This window comes from Alloyangia pacifica (assembly GCF_003111685.1).
GTDB classification, from domain to species: Bacteria; Pseudomonadota; Alphaproteobacteria; order Rhodobacterales; family Rhodobacteraceae; genus Salipiger; species Salipiger pacificus_A.
The window spans coordinates 429,983-448,395 of sequence record NZ_CP022190.1 but is presented as its reverse complement, the minus strand read 5'-3'; the positions used below and the strand labels follow the sequence as shown (position 1 = coordinate 448,395).

19 protein-coding genes and 1 riboswitch are annotated in these 18,413 nt (G+C 66.9%); of the genes, 15 read left to right on the top strand and 4 right to left on the bottom strand.

What is annotated here, in order from left to right:
• Positions 1 to 47: 47 nt before the first annotated feature.
• Positions 48 to 252: riboswitch (cobalamin riboswitch) on the top strand.
• Between the two features lie 112 nt (positions 253 to 364).
• The 5 genes from CEW88_RS15070 to CEW88_RS15050 all read left to right on the top strand — a co-directional run bounded on the left by CEW88_RS15070 (position 365) and on the right by CEW88_RS15050 (position 5,208).
• Entirely contained in the window at positions 365 to 2,200 is a 1,836-nt protein-coding gene (locus CEW88_RS15070) for a TonB-dependent receptor plug domain-containing protein (RefSeq protein WP_108968505.1), read from the top strand.
• Positions 2,200 to 3,033: an ABC transporter substrate-binding protein gene (locus CEW88_RS15065; protein WP_108968503.1), complete on the top strand. Its 834-nt coding sequence runs from the start codon at positions 2,200 to 2,202 to the stop codon at positions 3,031 to 3,033. Before CEW88_RS15070 ends, CEW88_RS15065 begins: the two co-directional genes overlap by 1 nt.
• A complete protein-coding gene (locus tag CEW88_RS15060; RefSeq protein ID WP_108968501.1) occupies positions 3,030 to 4,013 on the top strand; it encodes a FecCD family ABC transporter permease in 984 nt (327 codons plus the stop codon). The genes CEW88_RS15065 and CEW88_RS15060 overlap by 4 nt, the downstream gene beginning before the upstream one ends.
• Positions 4,010 to 4,747 (top strand): ABC transporter ATP-binding protein, encoded by a 738-nt coding sequence (locus CEW88_RS15055; protein WP_108968500.1) that lies wholly within the window; start codon positions 4,010 to 4,012, stop codon positions 4,745 to 4,747. The genes CEW88_RS15060 and CEW88_RS15055 overlap by 4 nt, the downstream gene beginning before the upstream one ends.
• Before the next feature lie 68 nt (positions 4,748 to 4,815).
• Positions 4,816 to 5,208 (top strand): GFA family protein, encoded by a 393-nt coding sequence (locus CEW88_RS15050; RefSeq protein WP_108968498.1) that lies wholly within the window; start codon positions 4,816 to 4,818, stop codon positions 5,206 to 5,208.
• Between the two features lie 47 nt (positions 5,209 to 5,255).
• Here the strand turns inward: CEW88_RS15050 and trpB are convergent, their stop codons facing one another.
• The gene (gene trpB / locus CEW88_RS15045; RefSeq protein WP_108968497.1) at positions 5,256 to 6,476 is read right to left on the bottom strand and encodes a tryptophan synthase subunit beta; all 1,221 of its coding nucleotides are present in this window, start codon (positions 6,474 to 6,476) and stop codon (positions 5,256 to 5,258) included.
• Between the two features lie 270 nt (positions 6,477 to 6,746).
• On the opposite strand from trpB, the gene CEW88_RS15040 reads away from it, so the two are divergent.
• Positions 6,747 to 7,928, top strand: coding sequence for a hypothetical protein (locus tag CEW88_RS15040; protein ID WP_159099621.1), 1,182 nt, complete (start codon positions 6,747 to 6,749; stop codon positions 7,926 to 7,928).
• Positions 7,929 to 8,004: 76 nt separating this feature from the next.
• Here the strand turns inward: CEW88_RS15040 and CEW88_RS15035 are convergent, their stop codons facing one another.
• Both CEW88_RS15035 and CEW88_RS15030 read right to left on the bottom strand, forming a co-directional pair.
• The gene (locus CEW88_RS15035) at positions 8,005 to 8,817 is read right to left on the bottom strand and encodes a restriction endonuclease (protein WP_108968493.1); all 813 of its coding nucleotides are present in this window, start codon (positions 8,815 to 8,817) and stop codon (positions 8,005 to 8,007) included.
• A 179-nt stretch (positions 8,818 to 8,996) separates the two neighbouring features.
• The gene (locus CEW88_RS15030; protein WP_108968491.1) at positions 8,997 to 10,661 is read right to left on the bottom strand and encodes a thiamine pyrophosphate-dependent enzyme; all 1,665 of its coding nucleotides are present in this window, start codon (positions 10,659 to 10,661) and stop codon (positions 8,997 to 8,999) included.
• A gap of 329 nt (positions 10,662 to 10,990) precedes the next feature.
• Between CEW88_RS15030 and CEW88_RS15025 the strand changes: the two genes are divergently transcribed.
• The 9 genes from CEW88_RS15025 to CEW88_RS14985 all read left to right on the top strand — a co-directional run bounded on the left by CEW88_RS15025 (position 10,991) and on the right by CEW88_RS14985 (position 17,583).
• Entirely contained in the window at positions 10,991 to 11,314 is a 324-nt protein-coding gene (locus tag CEW88_RS15025; protein ID WP_108968489.1) for a hypothetical protein, read from the top strand.
• On the top strand, positions 11,311 to 11,685 hold the full coding sequence (locus CEW88_RS15020; RefSeq protein WP_095882021.1) for a response regulator: 375 nt from the start codon (positions 11,311 to 11,313) through the stop codon (positions 11,683 to 11,685). Before CEW88_RS15025 ends, CEW88_RS15020 begins: the two co-directional genes overlap by 4 nt.
• Positions 11,686 to 11,687: 2 nt before the next feature.
• Positions 11,688 to 13,808 (top strand): chemotaxis protein CheA, encoded by a 2,121-nt coding sequence (locus CEW88_RS15015; protein WP_108968487.1) that lies wholly within the window; start codon positions 11,688 to 11,690, stop codon positions 13,806 to 13,808.
• Positions 13,801 to 14,268 carry a chemotaxis protein CheW gene (locus CEW88_RS15010; protein ID WP_108968485.1) on the top strand — a complete coding sequence of 156 codons (468 nt, stop codon included), beginning with the start codon at positions 13,801 to 13,803 and terminating at the stop codon, positions 14,266 to 14,268. Before CEW88_RS15015 ends, CEW88_RS15010 begins: the two co-directional genes overlap by 8 nt.
• On the top strand, positions 14,265 to 15,131 hold the full coding sequence (locus tag CEW88_RS15005) for a CheR family methyltransferase (RefSeq protein ID WP_108968483.1): 867 nt from the start codon (positions 14,265 to 14,267) through the stop codon (positions 15,129 to 15,131). Before CEW88_RS15010 ends, CEW88_RS15005 begins: the two co-directional genes overlap by 4 nt.
• Positions 15,132 to 15,140: 9 nt before the next feature.
• Complete coding sequence (locus CEW88_RS15000) at positions 15,141 to 15,527, top strand: response regulator (protein WP_108968481.1); 387 nt, start codon at positions 15,141 to 15,143, stop codon at positions 15,525 to 15,527.
• Positions 15,528 to 15,531: 4 nt separating this feature from the next.
• Positions 15,532 to 15,894 (top strand): chemotaxis protein, encoded by a 363-nt coding sequence (locus tag CEW88_RS14995; protein WP_108968480.1) that lies wholly within the window; start codon positions 15,532 to 15,534, stop codon positions 15,892 to 15,894.
• 106 nt (positions 15,895 to 16,000) lie between these two features.
• Entirely contained in the window at positions 16,001 to 17,062 is a 1,062-nt protein-coding gene (locus tag CEW88_RS14990) for a CheB methylesterase domain-containing protein (protein ID WP_108968478.1), read from the top strand.
• Positions 17,059 to 17,583, top strand: coding sequence for a chemotaxis protein CheD (locus tag CEW88_RS14985; RefSeq protein ID WP_108968475.1), 525 nt, complete (start codon positions 17,059 to 17,061; stop codon positions 17,581 to 17,583). Before CEW88_RS14990 ends, CEW88_RS14985 begins: the two co-directional genes overlap by 4 nt.
• Positions 17,584 to 17,622: 39 nt before the next feature.
• Here CEW88_RS14985 and CEW88_RS14980 read toward each other — a convergent pair whose 3' ends face one another.
• Positions 17,623 to 18,345, bottom strand: a complete 723-nt coding sequence (locus CEW88_RS14980; protein ID WP_108968474.1) for a peptidase — start codon at positions 18,343 to 18,345, stop codon at positions 17,623 to 17,625.
• Positions 18,346 to 18,413 lie beyond the last annotated feature (68 nt).

Sequence of the window (18,413 nt, the reverse complement as noted above, 5' to 3'; positions counted from 1 at the left end):
CAAGGTGTCCGACCGTTTCTGATCATTGCGCGCCGCGCGGCGAGTCGCTATGCCGTCCCTGCTTCGGTTCCGGGCGGCTTGCTGCCCGGTGAATAGGGAATGCGGTGCGGGCGGCCTGCCCAACTCCGTGACTGCCCCCGCAACTGTAGGCGGAGAGCGACGCCGGACCTAAGTCACTGCCTTTCGGGGCGGGAAGACCCGGCCAAGCGATGACCCGCGAGTCAGGAGACCTGCCGAAGCCGATCACCCAGTCCCGGCGCGGGGAGCGCCGCGGGCGACGGACCTTCCGTAGAGGTGGCATCACGCTAACCGTCTGCGGCAGGGGACTCCCTTCCGGCGACAAGAAAAGAACGGAAAAGGGACCATGAAGCCATCGCAGCGCGCAGCGCTCTTCACAGCCACCGCCCTCACCACGCTCGGCCTGACCGGCACCGCCTTCGCGCAGGAGGCCACCGACCTCGGCACGCTGACCCTCAGCGCCAATCGCGGCGAAAGCACCGAGCTTGCGCGCAGCGGCGTGACGGTGGAGGTGGTCACCAATGAAGACCTCGAGCAAAGCGGCGAGACGCTGCTCGCCGACCACCTCGCGCGGCTGTCCGGCGTCAGCGTATCGAGTAACGGCGGTATCGGCGGGCTCACCTACATGCGCATTCGCGGCCTCTCGAGCCGATATGTTGGCGTCTACATCGATGGTATCGACGTCACCGACACCTCGGCGCCTCAGATCCAATACGACTTCGGCACCTTGACCACCGGCGGCATCAGTCGCATCGAGGTGCTGAAGGGCTCGCAATCGGCGCTCTACGGCTCCGAGGCGATCGGCGGCGTGGTGAACATCACCACCAACCGCGCCACCGAGGAAGGGCTAAGCCAGAGCGTCGAAGCCGAATACGGCAGCTATGACACCCGCAAGCTGGGCTACAACCTCAGCTACCTTGGCACGCGCGGCAGTTTCGCCTCGTCGCTGAGTTACATCAAGACCGACGGCTATTCCGCCGCCGACGAAGACGACGGCAACGACGAGGCCGACGGTCACGAGGCCACCCGTCTTAGCTTCTCGGGCGACTACGCGCTGACCGACACGGTGACCCTGGGCGGCGCGGCCTTCTGGGAAAAAAGCAGCCACGATTACGACGAGTTCGGCCCGATGGACGGCGTCACGCACGACGAGAAGGTTGAGGGCGAGCAATACGGCGCGCGGGCTTTCGCGCGCGTGGAAACCGGCGGCGTCAGCCACGAGTTTTCGGCGCAGGCCTTCGAGACCGACCGCACCGACACCTACGAGGGGTCGGATACTGACTATCTCGGCCAGCGCCGCGGCCTCGGCTACGAGGGCCAGACCGAACTTGGCGCCGCAACCCTCACCTTCGGCGCCGATTACATGCGCGAGGAGTTCGAGGTGCTCAGCGCATGGGGTGACAGCGAAGGCGACTACGCGACCTTCGGAATCTGGGCACAGGCCGACTGGCACCTGAGCGACAAGCTGGAACTGGTCACCGCCCTGCGCCACGACGACCACTCCGAATTCGGCGGCAAGACCACGGGCCGAATCTCGCTGGCCTACCTTCCGAACCCCGACCTCACGCTGCGTGCCAGCGTCGGCACGGGCTTTCGCGCGCCCTCTCCCTACGAGCTCTACTCAACCGGCTCAGGTAACCCGGTTCTCGAGCCCGAGACCTCGGTGAGCTACGAGCTCGGCGTCGAACAGCGCTTCGGCGCGGGCTACCTCGGCGCGGCCCTCTTCCGCACCGAGATCACCGACCTCATTGACTACAACTACCCAAATTACGTGCAGATCGACGGCACCAGCTGGACGCAGGGCGTGGAACTGACCGGCGGGGTGAACCTGTCCGAGGCGCTGTCGCTTGCCGCCGCCTACACCTGGACCGACAGCAAGGACGCGCAGACCGGCGACCGCCTGTCCCGCGTGCCGCTGCACGACCTGTCGCTGTCGCTCGACGCCGATGTGACCGATGCTTTCCGTGCCGGCCTGACGGTGCAGCATGTCTCGGGCCTCGAGGATGCCGACGAGACGCTGGACGATTACACCGTCGCCAACATGAACCTGCGCTACGCCCTGTCGGACCAAGCCGAGCTCTACCTACGGGTCGAGAACCTCTTCGACGAGGATTACCAGGTGGTGAAGGGCTACGGCACCTCGGACCGCGCCGCCTATTTCGGCGTAAGGGCGAGCTTCTGATGCTGCGGCGCGCGCTGATCCTGCTGTCCCTGCTCGCGGCTATGGGCTTCTCCCCGGCCGCCGCGCAGGAGGCCCCCGCGCGCGTCGTGTCGATGAACCTCTGCACCGACCAGCTGGCGATGCTGCTCGCGGCCCCGGGCCAGTTGCTCTCGGTCTCGAAGCTGGCCCGCGACCCGATGAGTTCGGCCATGGCCGATGCGGCGATGGCCTACCCGGTCAACCACGGCCAGGCCGAGGAGGTCTGGCTGATGCAACCGGACCTCGTGGTCGTCGGCAGCTATACGGCGCAGGCGGCGGCGCAGATGCTCGAACGGCTCGGAACTCGGGTACTGCGGATTGCCCCCGCCGCCTCGCTCGCCGACGTGCCGGCGCGGCTGCGCACGCTGGGCGAGGCGATGGGCCGGGAGGCGCGCGCCGAGGCGCTGATCACCGAATTCGAGACCCACCTCGCCGCCCTCCGCGAAAAGGTGGACCGCCGCCCCTCTGCCGCGCTCTATTACGCCAATGGCTACACCACCGGCGACCAGACGCTCGCGGGGGAGATCCTGCTCGCCGCCGGTTTCAACAATATCGCCGGGGCGCGGGGCGGCGGCCAGCTGCCTCTCGAGGCGCTGGCCATGGCCCAGCCCGAGGCGCTGATCACCGCCCGCCCCTACCCCGGCGCCTCGCGCTCGGAGGAGATCCTGATGCACCCCGTTGTCCGCCAACTGCGCGCCGCCCAAGCTGCCACCGCCAACACCGGCACCGACTGGGTCTGCGGCACACCCTTCGTGCTGCAGGCCATCGAGGAGCTCTCGGAGTTTCGCAAAACCCTCGAAACGGAGACCGAATGACCCGCGCCCTCGCGATCCTCCTGCCGCTGGTGCTGGCGCTGGCGGCGGTCTCGCTGTCGCTCGGCCCGGCGGACGTCAGCCTGCCCGAAAGCCTGCGCGCGCTGATCCTCGGCCGGGACGGCCCGTTGCCCATGGTGATGCGCGAGATCCGCCTGCCCCGGGTGCTGCTGGCGCTGATGATCGGCGGCACGCTGGGGCTGGCAGGGGCGGCGATGCAGGGCTACCTGCGCAACCCGCTGGCCGAGCCCGGATTGCTGGGCGTCTCGGCCAGCGCCGCGCTCGGGGCCGTGCTGGCGATCCAGACCGGGCTGTCGGCGGCCTTTGCGCTGGCGTTGCCGCTCAGCGCCCTGGCGGGCGCGGTGGTGGCTGTGCTGATCCTCATCGTGCTCGCCGGGCCGCGCGCAGAGACGCTGACGCTGATCCTGGCCGGGGTGGCGCTTTCGGCGGTGGCCGGGGCGCTGACCCAGCTTGTCCTGAACCTTTCGCCCAACCCCTTCGCCGCAAGCGAGATCGTCTTCTGGATGATGGGCTCGCTCGCCGACCGCTCGATGCTGCATGTCTGGCTGGCGCTGCCCTTCATGGCCCTGGGGGTGCTGCTGCTGGCCGGGGTGGGACGCGGGCTCGATGCACTGACGCTGGGCGAGGACGCCGCCTCCTCGATGGGTATTGACCTCGGGCGGCTTCGGATGCGCGTGGTCTTGGGCACCGCCTGCGTCGTCGGCGCAGGGACCGCGGTGGCGGGGGCGATCGGCTTCGTCGGGTTGGTGGTACCGCACCTGCTGCGCGGTGCCGTCGGTGGACGGCCCGGGCCGCTGCTCTGGGTGTCGGCGGCGGGCGGCGCGGCCATGCTGCTTGCCGCGGACATCGCAGTGCGGGTTGTGGCGCCGGACAGCGACCTCAAGCTCGGGGTGCTGACCGCACTGGTTGGCGCGCCCTTCTTCCTGCACCTCGTCTGGCGCAGCCGGGGGGAACGGGCATGAGCCTCCTGTCGCTTCACGATCTCTCCGTAACCTTGCGGGGGCGCAGCGTCTTCTCTGGCATCACGCTGGAGATCGGCGCCCGCGAGGTGGTCGGCCTCATCGGCCCCAACGGCGCGGGCAAGACCAGCCTGATGCGCGCCGCGCTGGGGCTGATCCCCTCGGGCGGGCGCAGCTCCCTGTCCCGGCTCACCCCGCAGCAAAGGGCCAAGGCCGTCGCCTGGATGCCGCAGGCGCGCGAAATCGCCTGGCCGGTCAAGGTCGAGGACCTCGTGGCGCTCGGTCGCCTGCCCCATGGCGATCACGCGCGCGACCCTGTCGAGGCCGCAATCGCAAAGATGGGGTTGGAGGGTCTTCGCAAGCGCCGCGCCACCAACCTCTCGGGCGGCGAGCAGGCGCGCGCGCTTCTGGCCCGGGCGCTGGCGCAGGAGACGCCGCTCTTGATGGCTGACGAGCCCACGGCGGGGCTCGACCCGGCGCATCAGATCGCCACCATGGAGGTCTTCGGCGCCCTTGCTGCCGAGGGTCACGGCGTTCTGCTCTCGCTGCACGACATCGGCTTGGCGGCGCGGCATTGCACGCGGCTGGTGATGCTGGCCGAGAGGCGGCTGCTGGCGGACGGGCCGCCGGAAGAAGTGCTGACCGACGCGTTGCTGGCGCGGGGCTTCGGCATCACCGCCTACCACGCGCAGACGCCCGACGGGCCGGTGTTCCAGCCGATGCACCGGGCGCGCTGAGCGCAGGTCTTGCCCTGCGCGCCCCGGGCGATACCTCCGGTGCAAGCACTGACCGGAGGAGCGGCGCAATGGATACCTACGAAGGCGGATGCCTCTGCGGCGCAGTCCGCATCCGGGCGGAGGGGGAGCCCTATCGGGTCGGCCTCTGCCATTGCCTCGACTGCCGCAAGCACCACGGCGCGCTGTTCTACGCCGCAGCGATGTTCCCCGAAGCCGCGGTTACCGTGACCGGGGAAACCCGAGGCTACAAGGGGCGGCATTTCTGCCCGCTCTGCGGCTCTTCGGTCTTTGCGATCGACGGGGACGAGGTGGAGCTGCATCTCGGCGCTCTGGACGCACCTGGGCAGCTGGTACCGAGTTACGAGAAATGGACAGTCCGGCGTGAGCCCTGGCTGCCGGAGCTGCCGCTCGCCCATCACTACGCGGGCAATCGCGAAGGCACCGGGCGCGGCGAGGACTAGAAGATCCGGGCGACGCATCGCCCGGATCATTCAATGGCTTCGAGCCTTCAGCTGATATCGACGCCGAGGTGCTTGGCGACGGCGAAGATGTCCTTGTCACCCCGCCCACACATGTTCATGACAATGATGTGGTCCTTGGGCAGATCGGGCGCGATCTTCATCACGTGGGCCAGCGCGTGCGACGGCTCGAGGGCCGGGATGATGCCTTCGGTCGAGCACGACAGCTGGAACGCCTCGAGCGCCTCCTTGTCGGTGATCGCGACGTATTCGGCGCGGCGGGTGTCATGCAGCCAGGCGTGTTCCGGCCCGATACCCGGATAGTCGAGACCGGCCGAGATGGAGAACCCCTCGAGGATCTGCCCGTCGTCGTCCTGCAGCAGATAGGTGCGATTGCCATGCAGCACGCCCGGGCGGCCCCCGGTGAGCGAGGCGCAATGCTCCATCTTCTCGTTGACGCCCTTGCCGCCGGCTTCGACGCCGATGATCTTCACGTCCTTGTCGTCGAGGAACGGGTAGAACAGACCCATGGCGTTCGAGCCACCGCCGATGGCGGCGATGATCGTGTCGGGCAGACGGCCCTCCTGCTCGAGGATCTGCTCCTTGGTCTCCTTGCCGATGATCGACTGGAAATCGCGGACCATCGCCGGATAGGGGTGCGGACCGGCCACCGTGCCGATGCAGTAGAAGGTGTCGCGCACATTGGTCACCCAGTCGCGCAGCGCGTCGTTCATCGCATCCTTCAGCGTACCGCGACCGGAGGTGACGGGCACCACTTCGGCGCCCAGAAGGCGCATGCGGAACACGTTGGGCTGCTGGCGCTCGACGTCATGCGCGCCCATGTAGACGACGCACTTGAGGCCGAACTTGGCGCAGACCGTCGCCGTCGCCACGCCGTGCTGACCCGCGCCGGTCTCGGCGATGATGCGGGTCTTGCCCATGCGGCGGGCAAGGATGATCTGACCCAGCACATTGTTGATCTTGTGCGCGCCGGTGTGGTTCAGCTCGTCGCGCTTGAAGTAGACCTTGGCGCCGCCGAGATGCTCGGACAGCCGCTCGGCGTAGTAGAGCGGCGAGGGGCGGCCGACGTAGTGCTTCCACAGCCAGTCCATCTCGTCCCAGAAGCTCTGGTCGGTCTTGGCGCGCTCGTACTGTTCCTCAAGCTCGAGGATCAGCGGCATCAGCGTCTCGGACACGAAGCGCCCGCCGTAGATGCCGAAGCGGCCCTTTTCGTCGGGGCCTGTCATGAAGGAATTGACCAGATCGTCCATCGCGCCTCTCCCGCAGAATTTCCCCCTCTCTAAAGCAAGCGCGCATCTAATGACCAGAGGTCACGCGCCGCGCACGCCGAATTGTCCCCGATGAGCCGACGCCGTTTCGTCCCGGACCTCCGCCCCCGGGCCGCGCGGCCTCGCTGCGGTGGCGATTGCGCAGTCGGGGCGCAGTTCTCCGGCAGGCGTCCCGCTTTCGCCCGCGGTTTCCAATGTGCCCCTTGCAAAATAAAATTTGCCTTCCTAACCTCCGATGAGCGCCGCGCTTTTTTGCGCGAACCACGCGCTTCAAAAGGATTTTTTGCGAAGCCATTTTCCGCGCGTCCACAGGTTGGCGCCGCGATTACGATTGGACCCATGTCGATGCGTTTGAAGATCTACACGGACCCGGCGTTCGCCTCCCCCGCAAACCCGATGCAATGTGCGATGCTGCTGCCCTTTTTCGGGCGCGAAGAACGGGCATTCTGGTCCGCAGACACCAATGCCTTCGACAGCTACAAGAAAAGTGGCCTGGGTTATTTCGAGCTGGCCGGGTCGATGGACGAGGCCGACGTCGTGGTTCTGCCAGGCACATGGCACCGCTACCTTCAGGACGGCACGACCAATGTCGCGCTCCGCTTCGCCCAAAAGGCGGCGGAAGCGGGTAAGCAGATCGTCGTTTTCCACGAGCGCGACTACGACTTCAAGTTCCCGGCCGCCAATGCGCTCCTGTTTACGCCGACGGTCGAGAAGGACCGGCAGCCGAACGAATTCGGCCTGCCCGCCTGGGTTCCCGATCACACCAACGGCCCCGCCCCGCTACGCCAGAAACAGCAGCGCCCCTCGATCGGCTTCTGCGGGCAGGTTAAAAGGCCGACCGCCAAGACCCGCCTCAAGCAGTTCGCCCGCACCTCGCTGCCCTATCTCTCCGATATTCGCATGTCGGGGCATTCCGCGTCCCTGAGGGAGAATTTCCAGCACAAGTTCCTGCGGGCCCAGGCGGTCCAAACCCTGCTCGACCACCCCGGCGTGGACACCCATTTCGTGCTGCACGGCGATTTCTTTGCCGGGGCCGACCAGAAATCCACCGCCGACGAGAAGACCGTCGCACGGCAGAGCGCGCTCGAGACCTTTCTGAGCAATCTCGCCGACAGCGACTACAGCCTCTGCGTGCGCGGCATCGGGAACTATTCCCTGCGCTTTTACGAGATCATGGCGGCCGGCCGTCCGCCGCTGTTTCTCGACACGAACTGTGTTCTTCCCTACGACTTCCTGATCGACTGGCAGAAAGAGCTGGTCTGGGTTCCCCAAGCCGAGCACCAGCGGGCGGGGCAGATCCTCGCCGATCACCATGCCGGGCTCAGCGCCGAGCAGTTCGTCGACCAGCAGCGGCGGGCACGGGAAATCTGGGAGGATTGGCTCTCGCCCGACGGGTTCTTCCGCAACTTCTACCGCCACTTCCGCGCGCCCTGAGCACCCCGGCGTCGAAAGACAGGCGGTCAGAAACGGCGCCGTCTTTCGCAGCCCGCGCAAGCCACGCCGACCGTGATCACATGGCCCAGGCCTCGGTGAAGCTCTCGACACCGAATTCGCGATCGAGGCGCGGCAGGTCGTGCGGGCTCAGCAGAAGCACCCCGGTGGTCGCGGCGAGCCGCTGCGCGCTCGGCGTGAACCCGGCGGTGGCGAGCACACCCGCCCCGGCCAGCCCATAGTAATTCTTGCCGGTGAAGGCCTCCTGGATGGCCTTGTTGCCGACCGGCGAATTGTATCGCTTGACCTGCAGGCCGATCACCAGCGCGCCCTTGCGCGCGACGATGTCGATGCCCTGGTCGTAGCCGCGCTTGGTGACATCCGCGTCCCAGCCGAAATGGCGCAGTTGCGCGGCGCACCAATGCTCGAACTCGGTGGGATCGCTCGGGTAATCCTCGGCGTCAAAGCCGCCCTCCCGCGCCTCGTTCTCAATCCGGTCGATCTCGTCCATGACGAAGTCGACGACCGCCGGCTCGATGCGGTGATAGTCGAAGGACAGCTCGATGCTGTCGAGGAACTCGAGCACGATGTCGTGCCGCTCGTCGGCAATCACCCGGTTGTAATCGTTCTTCTTTACCGCCAGCCGCAGGTTGCGCGAAAGCGCCGGGGCATGGGCCTTCACGTGCCGGGTGAGCTCCTGCCGCCGCGAGCGGGTCAGCGACAGCCCCAGCCCCTTGAACACCAGCACCAGCACCGCGACATAGCCTGCAAGGATCACCGGAAGCGCCCGCGTGCTGGCCGCCGACACACCCAGCTCATAATAGGCGTAGCCCAGGCACAGCAGCGCCAGGAAGGTCACTGCGCCAAGGATGGTTTCGTACTCTCTTTTCATCTGCTGCCGCCTCGGTACGTTGTTTTCCGGCCTCCTACCGCGCGCGGAACATTACAGCAACATGTGACGTGAGAGTCGGCGCCTAAGCGCTTATCACTAAGGGGTGAATCCTGCTTGTCGACGCAGGGATCCACGGGCGGACAGGCGGCGACCTGGTGCAGCTGCCGGGTCCGCCGAACTCATGACTTGGCCGCGAGCCCGCCCGCACGGATTTCCGAGAGCGTGCGGTAGGGGGTCAGCGCTTCGGCAGCGATATCGAGCTCGAGCACCGCGCCATGCGGTGCCGCCAGCGCGCGCTCGAAGGCGGCGGCGAACGCCTCGGTGTGCGCGACGTGTTCGCCATGCATCCCATAGGCCCGCCCCAGCGCCGCGAAGTCGGGATTGACGATCGAGGTGCCACTCACCCGTTCGGGGAACTCGCGCTCCTGATGGGCGCGGATGGTGCCATAGGTGCCGTTGTTGAGCACCAGCACGATCACCGCCGCCCCGGCCTGCCGCGCCGAGGAGAGCTCTTGCCCGTTCATCTGGAAATCCCCGTCCCCGGCAAAGCAGATGACGGTCGCCTCGGGGCGCGCGAGCTTGGCGGCGATGGCCGCCGGCACGCCGTAGCCCATAGCCCCGGACTGCGGCGCAAGAAGCCGCATGCCGGGCCGGAAACGGAAGAAGCGGGTCGGCCAGACGGTGAAATTGCCCGCGCCATTGGTGAGCACAACGTCGCTGCCCAGCACTTCGCGCATATGTTTGCAGACCGCCACCATGTCGACCGGCCCGGGCTGCGCCGGGGCCTTGTCGATGAAACCAAGATAGGCCGCCCGCGCCTCGGCCCGCCATGCCTTCCAATTGCCGGTCACCTTGGCGGGCAGCGCCTGGACGAAGCGCCCGGGGTCCGCATGCACCCCGACCGTAGGCCGGTAGACCTTACCGATCTCACGGTCCGAGGCATGAACGTGGATGATCTTCTGCTTCGGCGTCGGCACCTCGAGCAGCGTGTAGCCGTCGGTCATGTTCTCGCCGAAGCGGGTTCCCAGCGCGAGCACCACGTCGGCATCCTCTAGCAGCGCCTTGACCCCTGCGGTCATGCCCACGCCCGCGTCGCCGCAGAAGCAGGCGCAGGCGCTGTCAACCTGGTCCTGATAGCGGAAAGAGGTGATGATCGGGATGTCCGAAGCCTCGGCAAAGCCCTGCAGTGCGGCGCGGGCGGGGCCGGTCCATTCGGCGCCGCCGATCACGATCAGCGGCCGCTCGGCATGCTGCAGCAGCGCGACCGCGTCGCGCACGGCGTCGGCGGCGGGCTCGGACGCGTAGACTTTCACCGGGTCGGTCAGCGGCGCGACTTCGGTCTGCGCCATGAGCACGTCCTCGGGCAGCGCGACGACCACAGGGCCGGGCCGGCCGGTCGTGGCGGTGATCCAGGCACGAGACAGGATCTCTGGGATGCGCTCGACGTTCTCGATCTCGGTCGCCCATTTCGCCATGGTGCCGAAGACGGCCCGGTAGTCGATCTCCTGGAAGGCCTCGCGCTCTTTCATGTCCGTGGCCACCTGGCCGACCAGCAGGATCATCGGCACGCTGTCCTGCATCGCCGTGTGCACGCCGATCGCAGCGTTGGTCGCCCCCGGCCCGCGGGTCACCATGCAAATCCCCGGGCTGCCGGTCAGCTTGCCATGCGCCGCTGCCATGAACGCCGCGCCGCCCTCCTGACGGCAGAGCACGAAGTCCAGCTTGCCCGCCGTGTCATGCAGCGCGTCGAGCACGGCAAGGTAGCTCTCTCCCGGAACCCCGAAAGCCCGCGTGGCCCCAAGCGCGATCAGGCTTTCAACCACCAATTGACCACCGTTGCGCATCTCGTCCTGCTCCCTGCCAGATCGCTTTCGCGAATTTGTGCGCGCTGCGCACCGCGGATGCAAGCGCTGGCCGTGCCGTCTTCGCGGAATGCCGGGGGAGGCGCAAAAAGGCCGGGCGCCAGAACGCTTTGTTAAGACCCCGGCTGTAGTTCTCGAACCCGTCCCGGGAGCGGCCGGCGAGTCTGGGGGGCGGTCCGGACCTGATCTGCGCGTGCCCTGTCACGCGTCCTCCGCCGGCCTCGGGACAAAGGCTCAACACTCCCACGGGGACCGGCAGCCCGCTGGCCGCGGCTGCCCCCGCTCTCCTCTGGCAAAGGACAGATTTCGCGATGACTGAGCTTCACAGCCATGTGCTCGACCCGGGGCGCAACCGCAATGGCGAAGACCCCCTCGTGCCCTTCCTGCTCGGGGCGCGGCACATGCCCGTTTCGATCAGCGTGCAGGACGTTCTTCGGCTCGATGCCCACCGGCTGCAGATCCTGCTCGTGGCGCAGAAGCAATGGCAGCAAGAGGGGCTCGCCTTCCGCCTGACCGACATCAGCGAGTCGTTCCGCGGCGGGCTCGATCGGCTCGGTCTGCCGCCCACCCATTTCGACGACAGCGGCGCGGGCGCCGGACCCGGTCTCGCGGACGGCAAGGAGGCACTGCAATGACGACGAAAGTCCTCGCGATCGACGATTCCCGGACGATCCGCAACCTGCTGCGCATCTCGCTCGAAGGCGCCGGCTTCGAGTTTCACTCTGCCTGCGACGGCGTCGAGGGGGTCGAACAATTCTCCGAGGTCGAGCCGGATGTGGTGATCACCGACATCAACATGCCCAACATGGACGGCTTCGGCGTGATCGAGACGCTGCGCAGTGGTCCCAACCGCACGACGGTGCCGATCATCGTGCTGACCACCGAAAGCGGCGCCGACCTCAAGGCCCGCGCGCGCGCCGCCGGGGCCACCGGCTGGATCGTGAAACCTTTCGACGACGCATCATTGGTTTCGGTGCTGCGCCGGCTCACAGGACACATGGTGTAGAGATGTCGGGAAATTCGATCCGCGATACGTTTTTCGAGGAATGCGAAGAGCTGCTCGAAGCGCTCGTCGAGGGGCTTTCCTCGATGGAACAGGACCCCGAGGACATGGATGTGGTCAACGCCGTGTTCCGCGCCGTGCACTCGATCAAGGGCGGCGCAGGGGCCTTCGCCCTCGACCGGCTGGTGAGCTTTGCCCACACCTTCGAGACGGTGATGGACAAGGTGCGCAGCCAGGAACTGAAGGTCAACGCAGAGCTGATGCACCTCTTCCACCGCTCCGGCGACCAGCTTGCCGACCTCGTGGAAGCGGCGCGTGACGAGCGCGAGCCAAACGCCGAGTCCGAGGCCGCCATCCTCAAGGAACTCGACAGCTATCTCGGCGAGGCGGACAAGGACGACAGCTTCAGCTTCGATGCCCTCAGTCTGGACTTCGACGCGGCACCGGCGGATCTCGACGGGTCCGGCGACGCCGCCGAGGAGAGCGCCCTGCGCCGCTTCCACATCCGCTTCAAGCCCAGTCCCGCGCTTTATGCCAACGGACACGAGCCCCTTCTGCTGTTCGACGCGCTTGCCGAGCTTGGCGAACTGCGGGTCTCCGCCGACCTCTCGGCGCTGCCCGAGTTCGATGCCTTCGACCCCAATGGCGCGGTGATGTCCTGGAGGCTCCAACTCGAGACCCCGGAACCCGAGACAGTGCTGCACGAAATCTTCGAATTCGTCGAGTCGCTCTGCGACCTCGACATCCGCGAGGACGACGGCGGGTCGGCGCCCGCGCCCCTCGATCCGGCCCCGGATCTTCCCGGACTCGCGCCCCCGCCCCCGCCGTTCGACCTTGACGGTCCCACCGCCGCGTTGGAGCCCGCCGATGCCCGCGGCGACGCCCAGCGCGGCGAGGCGCGCGGCCCGCGCCCGACCCTGCGCGTCGACCTCGAACGGGTCGACCGGCTCATCAACACGGTAGGCGAGCTGATCATCAACCAGGCGATGATCTCCCAGCGGATCGAGGAACTGGAGCTTCCCGCAGTCGCCCATCTCACCAACGAGCTCGAGGCCTACAAGCTCCTCGCCCGCGACATCCAGGAAGGGGTCATGGCCATCCGCGCGCAACCGGTGAAGCCCCTCTTCCAGCGCATGTCCCGCATCGTCCGCGAGGCTGCGGAGGCCACTGGCAAGAAGGCGCGGCTCGTCACGATCGGTGACTCGACCGAGGTCGACAAGACGGTGATCGAACGCCTGGCTGACCCGCTCACGCATATGGTGCGCAACGCGGTCGATCATGGGCTGGAAAAACCTGCTGCCCGCAGTTCCGCCAGCAAGGAGGCCATTGGCACCATACGCCTCTCCGCCTCACACCGCTCGGGCAGCGTCTTCATCGAGATCGGGGACGACGGCGCCGGTCTGAACAGGGCGCGAATCCTCGAAAAGGCCATCGAGAAGGGCCTTGTCCTTCCCGAAGCCGAGCTGTCAGAATCCGAGATCGACAACCTGCTGTTTCTGCCCGGGTTCTCCACGGCGAGTGAGGTATCGAACCTCTCGGGCCGCGGCGTCGGCATGGATGTCGTTAAAAACGCCGTTTCCGCGCTCGGTGGGCGGGTTTCCATTGCCTCTACGCCCGGCGCCGGCACCACCTTCACCATCGTGCTGCCGCTCACCCTCGCGGTGATGGACGGCTTCGTCATCTCGGTCGCGGATCAGACCATGGTGATCCCCATCGCCTCGATCATCGAAACGATCCGCCCCAGCCAGCGCGACCTGCACGCGGTGGGCACCAAGGGCGTGGTGATCCTTGTGCGCGGCGCCTACGTGCCGGTCGTGGACGTCGCCTTCAACCTCGGTCTCTGCCCCGCGCGGAAGGAGGCGGGAGACGGCGTGCTGCTGCTGGTGAGCACGGAGAGCCAAGGGCTCACCGCGTTGCGGGTCGAGGCGATCCACGACCAGCGTCAGGTGGTTATCAAGAGCCTCGAAAGCAACTATGCCGCCATCCCCGGCGTGTCCGCGGCAACGATCCTCGGGGATGGCAAGATCGCCCTGATCCTCGACCCCGAGGAAGTGGTCAAGCTGCAGCCCGCCGCCCCCTATTTCCCGGCCGTAACCCCCCCGAAACTGGAGCTTCGCCATGCTTGACGCCGACGAGGGACAGACTGAGACGCAGTTCGAATTCATCACCTTCTCGGCGGGAAACCAGAGTTTCTGCCTTGAGATCATGCAAATCCGCGAGATCCGCCGCTGGACCCCGGTGACCAAGCTGCCGCATACGCCCGACGATGTGCTTGGCGTGATGAACCTGCGCGGTGCGGTGATCCCGATCTTCGACCTTTCAGCTCGCTTCGGCCTCGGTGAAACGCCGGACAACGAGCGCAATGTGGTGATCGTCGCCGCTGCGGGCGGCACGACCATAGGTCTTCTGGTGGAGTCCGTGTCCGAGATCCTCTCGGTCGCGAAATCCTCGATACAGGAAACCCCTGACATGAAGTCCGACGCGGCGCGCCAAGCCATCCTCGGCGTGATCTCTGTCGGCGAGTCCATGGTGCGCGTCGTTAATCTCGACGCGGTGCTCGACCAGGAAGGCGGAGCCGCCGCATGAGCCTTGCCAGCGCCGACACCCTGCCGGGGGAGTTCGCCTTCACCGATGCGGATTTCGAGGCGCTCGCCCGCCTTGCGCGGAGCGAGTACGGCCTCAGCCTCGCCTCGAGCAAGAAGCCCCTCGTCTATTCCCGCCTCGCAAGGCGACTGCGCGCCCGCGGGCTCGCGACATTTCGCGACTACATGTCGCTGCTCGACCGCGCGGAGGAGGCCGCGGAACGGCTCGAACTGGTCTCCGCACTTACCACCAATGTCACCAGTTTCTTCCGCGAGAAGCACCACTTCGAGACACTGCGCAGCGCGCTCGTCCCCGAACTCGCAACGCAGAAGCGCATCCGCATCTGGTCGGCCGGCTGCTCCTCGGGACAGGAGCCCTTCTCGATCGCCATGACGCTGCTCGACGGCCTGCCCCCCGGGGCGCGCGACATGCGCATTCTGGCGACGGACATCGACCCGGCGATCCTGCGCAAGGCGCGCGCCGGGCGCCACCCGGCAGAGGAGTGCGCCACAGTGCCCGACGAGTTTCGTGCCCGCTGGCTGCGGCCCGTACCGGGCGAGCTGGACTTGGTCGAGATGAGCGCAGAGATCAAGGCCCTGGTCAGCTTTGCCGAGCTCAACTTGATCTGCGACTGGCCCTTCGCCGGCCCCTTCGACGCGATCTTCTGCCGCAACGTTGCGATCTATTTCGACCAGGAGACACAACAGCGGCTCTGGTCACGATTCGCTGACAAGCTCCGCGCCGGCGGCTTCCTCTTCATCGGGCATTCCGAACGCCTCTCCGGCGCCGCCCTACCGGAGTTCGAAACCGCCGGTGTGACCACCTACCGCAAGCGCGCCACCCCCGGTCCCGCGCGGCCGACCTAGGAGAATGAAATGAGTTTGAAGGATTCGCTGCGCATCATGGTCGTCGACGACATGGCCACGAGCCGCGGGCTGATCACCCAGGCGCTCGACGAAATCGGCATCAAGAACTACCTGACCGAGAACGACGGCAGTAAGGCCCTGGCGCGGATGGCCGGAAACCCGGTGCACCTGGTCCTCTCGGATTACAACATGCCAAACATGGATGGACTGGCCCTGCTGAAGGCCGTGCGGCAGAATCGCGCCACCCAGAAGGTCGGCTTCATCCTGGTGACCGGCAAGCCCACACCCGACATGGTGGCGCAGGCGAAACAGCTGGGCCTCAACAACATGATCAAGAAACCCTTCACCTCTCTCGCGATGAAGCAATGCATCGAAAGCGTCGTGGGAAAGCTCTGAAGCCATGTCGACGTCACGCGCCGTTCCGATCACCGCCAATGAGGCGACATGGCTGCTCTCGCGCGAGATCAGGCACCTGCAGCAGCGGCTCGAACGGCTCGAGCATGGCATGGAGCACATCTACTCGGGCAATGCAGATTCGCGCCTCGGATCGGTCGCGATCACCGCCTTCCAGGAACTCGACATGCTGGCGCAATCCACAGATGCGCTCGCCGGCTACGTGGAGCGACTCGCCAGGCTGCTGGACAAGGAGGCGGCTCTCGACCTGCGCGATGCCCTGGACGTGATCCCACTGCGCGATCTCCGGCAAAGGCTTGGCGGCGCGCAGGGGGACGGGCTCGAGCCGAACGCGCCCGAGCTGTTCTGACCGCCCACCGCCCCCGGCGGGGCAGACACCAGCATCTGGGCAGCCCTCAGGTGCATCGACCCAGCGCCGCGGAGTTCGGCGCCACAGGCCATGAAGGACAAGACAGATGTCGAAGATATCCCTGATCCTGGCCCATCCGGACCTGAGCCTGCGGCGGCGGCTTGGCGCCGAACTGCGCAGCTCTGCCTTCATCACGCTGGTGTCGGAAACCCACGATCTGATGACCACCTATACCGAGGTCGAGGAGCAGGAACCGATGGCCGTGCTGATCGGGGAACGGCTCGCAATGTTGCCAGAGTTCGAGGTGATGCGTGCCCTCTTTGCCACGCTCGACGTGCGCTGGCTGGTGATCAAGTCGCGCGCGGCCGCGGCGCCGGGGCATCCGGCCAGCCCCTGGGACAAGCGCTCGGACCTCTTCGCCGTCGATGCGGGCGTGCCGGTCGACGAGTTGATCGGCACGCTGCGCTCGCTGACCCGCACCACCCGCCGGCGCGGGCCGCAGCCCTCCGTCCCGGCCTCTCCCGTGCCCGCGCCCTCGGGCGGCGCGCGCGGCAACCGCTTCATCCTGCTCGGCGCCTCCACCGGCGGCGTCGATGCGCTGCTGAGCGTGCTGTCGAGCTTCCCCGCCGATTGTCCGCCGACCTTCATCGTCCAGCACACCGGGGGCGGCTTCGGCGAGAGCCTGACCCGGCTCCTCGACCGGCAATGCGCGGCACAAGTGCGGACGGCGCAGGATGGGGTGCGGGTCGACCACGGTCAGGTCGTCATCGCCGCGGGCAACAGGGCGCACCTTCACCTCGCGGGGGGGACCCCGATGAAGATCGCCTTGCGCGTGGGCGAGCCGATCTCGGGCCATATGCCCTCGGTCGACGCACTCTTCACCTCGGCGCTGCCCGGGGCGCCCCGCGCGGTCGCCGCGCTGCTCACCGGCATGGGGCGGGACGGCGCACAGGGGCTGAAGGCCTTACGCGACGCTGGCGCCACCACCTTCGCCCAGGATGAGGCAACCTGCATCGTCTATGGCATGCCCCGCGCGGCGCGCGACCTCGGCGCGGTGGAGACCAGCCTGCCCCTGCCGCAGATCGGCCCAGCCCTTCTGCGGGCCTGCGCCACGCCCGCCTCGTCGACCGCCCCAGCCGGGCTGATTGGAAGGACCTCCGCGAGATGAGCGATGCCGCAGAAAAGCTGGTGAACGTGATCCAGGGAGAATACCGAATTTCCTCCTCTCCCTCCGAGGTGCTGTCGACCGTGCTCGGCTCCTGCGTCGCCGTCTGCCTGACCGATGTCGAGGCCGGGGTCGGCGGGATGAACCACTTCCTGCTGCCGCAGCGCGCCGGAAAGGAGGGCGAGAACGTGCGCTACGGCGCCTATTCGATGGAACTGCTGATCAACGGATTGCTGAAATGCGGCGCGCGCAAGAATCGCCTGGTCGCCAAGCTCTTCGGCGGGGCGAACATGCTCAGCCAGTTGCGCGATATCGGCGGCTCGAACGTCGCCTTCGCCAAGGAGTTCCTACAGAACGAGGCGATCCCGCTGGCCTCGGAAAGCACCGGCGGCACCTCGGCGCGGCGAATCCGCTTCTGGCCCGCCGATGGGCGGGTACGGCAGTTCATCGTGCCCGGCGAAATCGAAGCCGTGGCGCCGGTCCAGCCGCCGAAGCCGCCGCAGTCCGAGGTGACCCTGTTCTGACAAAGGGCGGCGATGGGAGGACGGCGATGGACCGCCCAATCAGATCGGGTCGATCTCGACGAAGGCGTTGCGCAATGCTTCGGACCAATCATGGCTCATCTTCTGGAAGGCCTCGTCCGTTGGCTCGATCCGCCGCCGCCGGGTCACCGCCAGCGCGTCGCGCTCGATCACAGCGAAATCGAGCGGCATGCCCACGCTGAGGTTGGATCGCAGGGTGGAGTCCATCGACAGCAGGACCGCCTTCTCGGCGTCCGCCAGCGTGGTCGCAGAGGAAATCACCCGATCGAGGATCGGCTTGCCATACTTGTGCTCGCCGATCTGCAGAAAGGGCGTATCTGGTGTGGCTTCGATGAAATTGCCTTCGGGGTAGACCAGGAACATGCGCATCGGGCCGCCCTTGCGCTGACCGGCGACGATCATCGAGGCAGTCGCACTCTGGTTCATCCGCTCCATCTTCGACGACACCTCGGAGGTCACGTCCGACAGAGTGGCGCCGACGATCTCGGCGACTTGCAACATGCCAGGCGCGCGCAGGATCGAGCGTGGCGAGTCGGGATCCTCATTGGCCTCGGTCAGCCGCGCGATCACCGTCTGCGTGATCGACAGCGATCCCGCGGTCATGATGCCGATGGCGCGATCCCCTTCCCGCTCGAAAAGGAACATCTTGCGGTAGGTCGCAATATTGTCGAGCCCGGCATTGGTGCGCGTGTCGGACAGCAGCACGACGCCCGCATCCAGCAGCAATCCCACGCAATAGGTCATCTGTCCCAGGTCCTTCCGACTGTCAGCGCTCCGATATACCGCCGCGCCTTGGCCCCCGCAATCCTGCA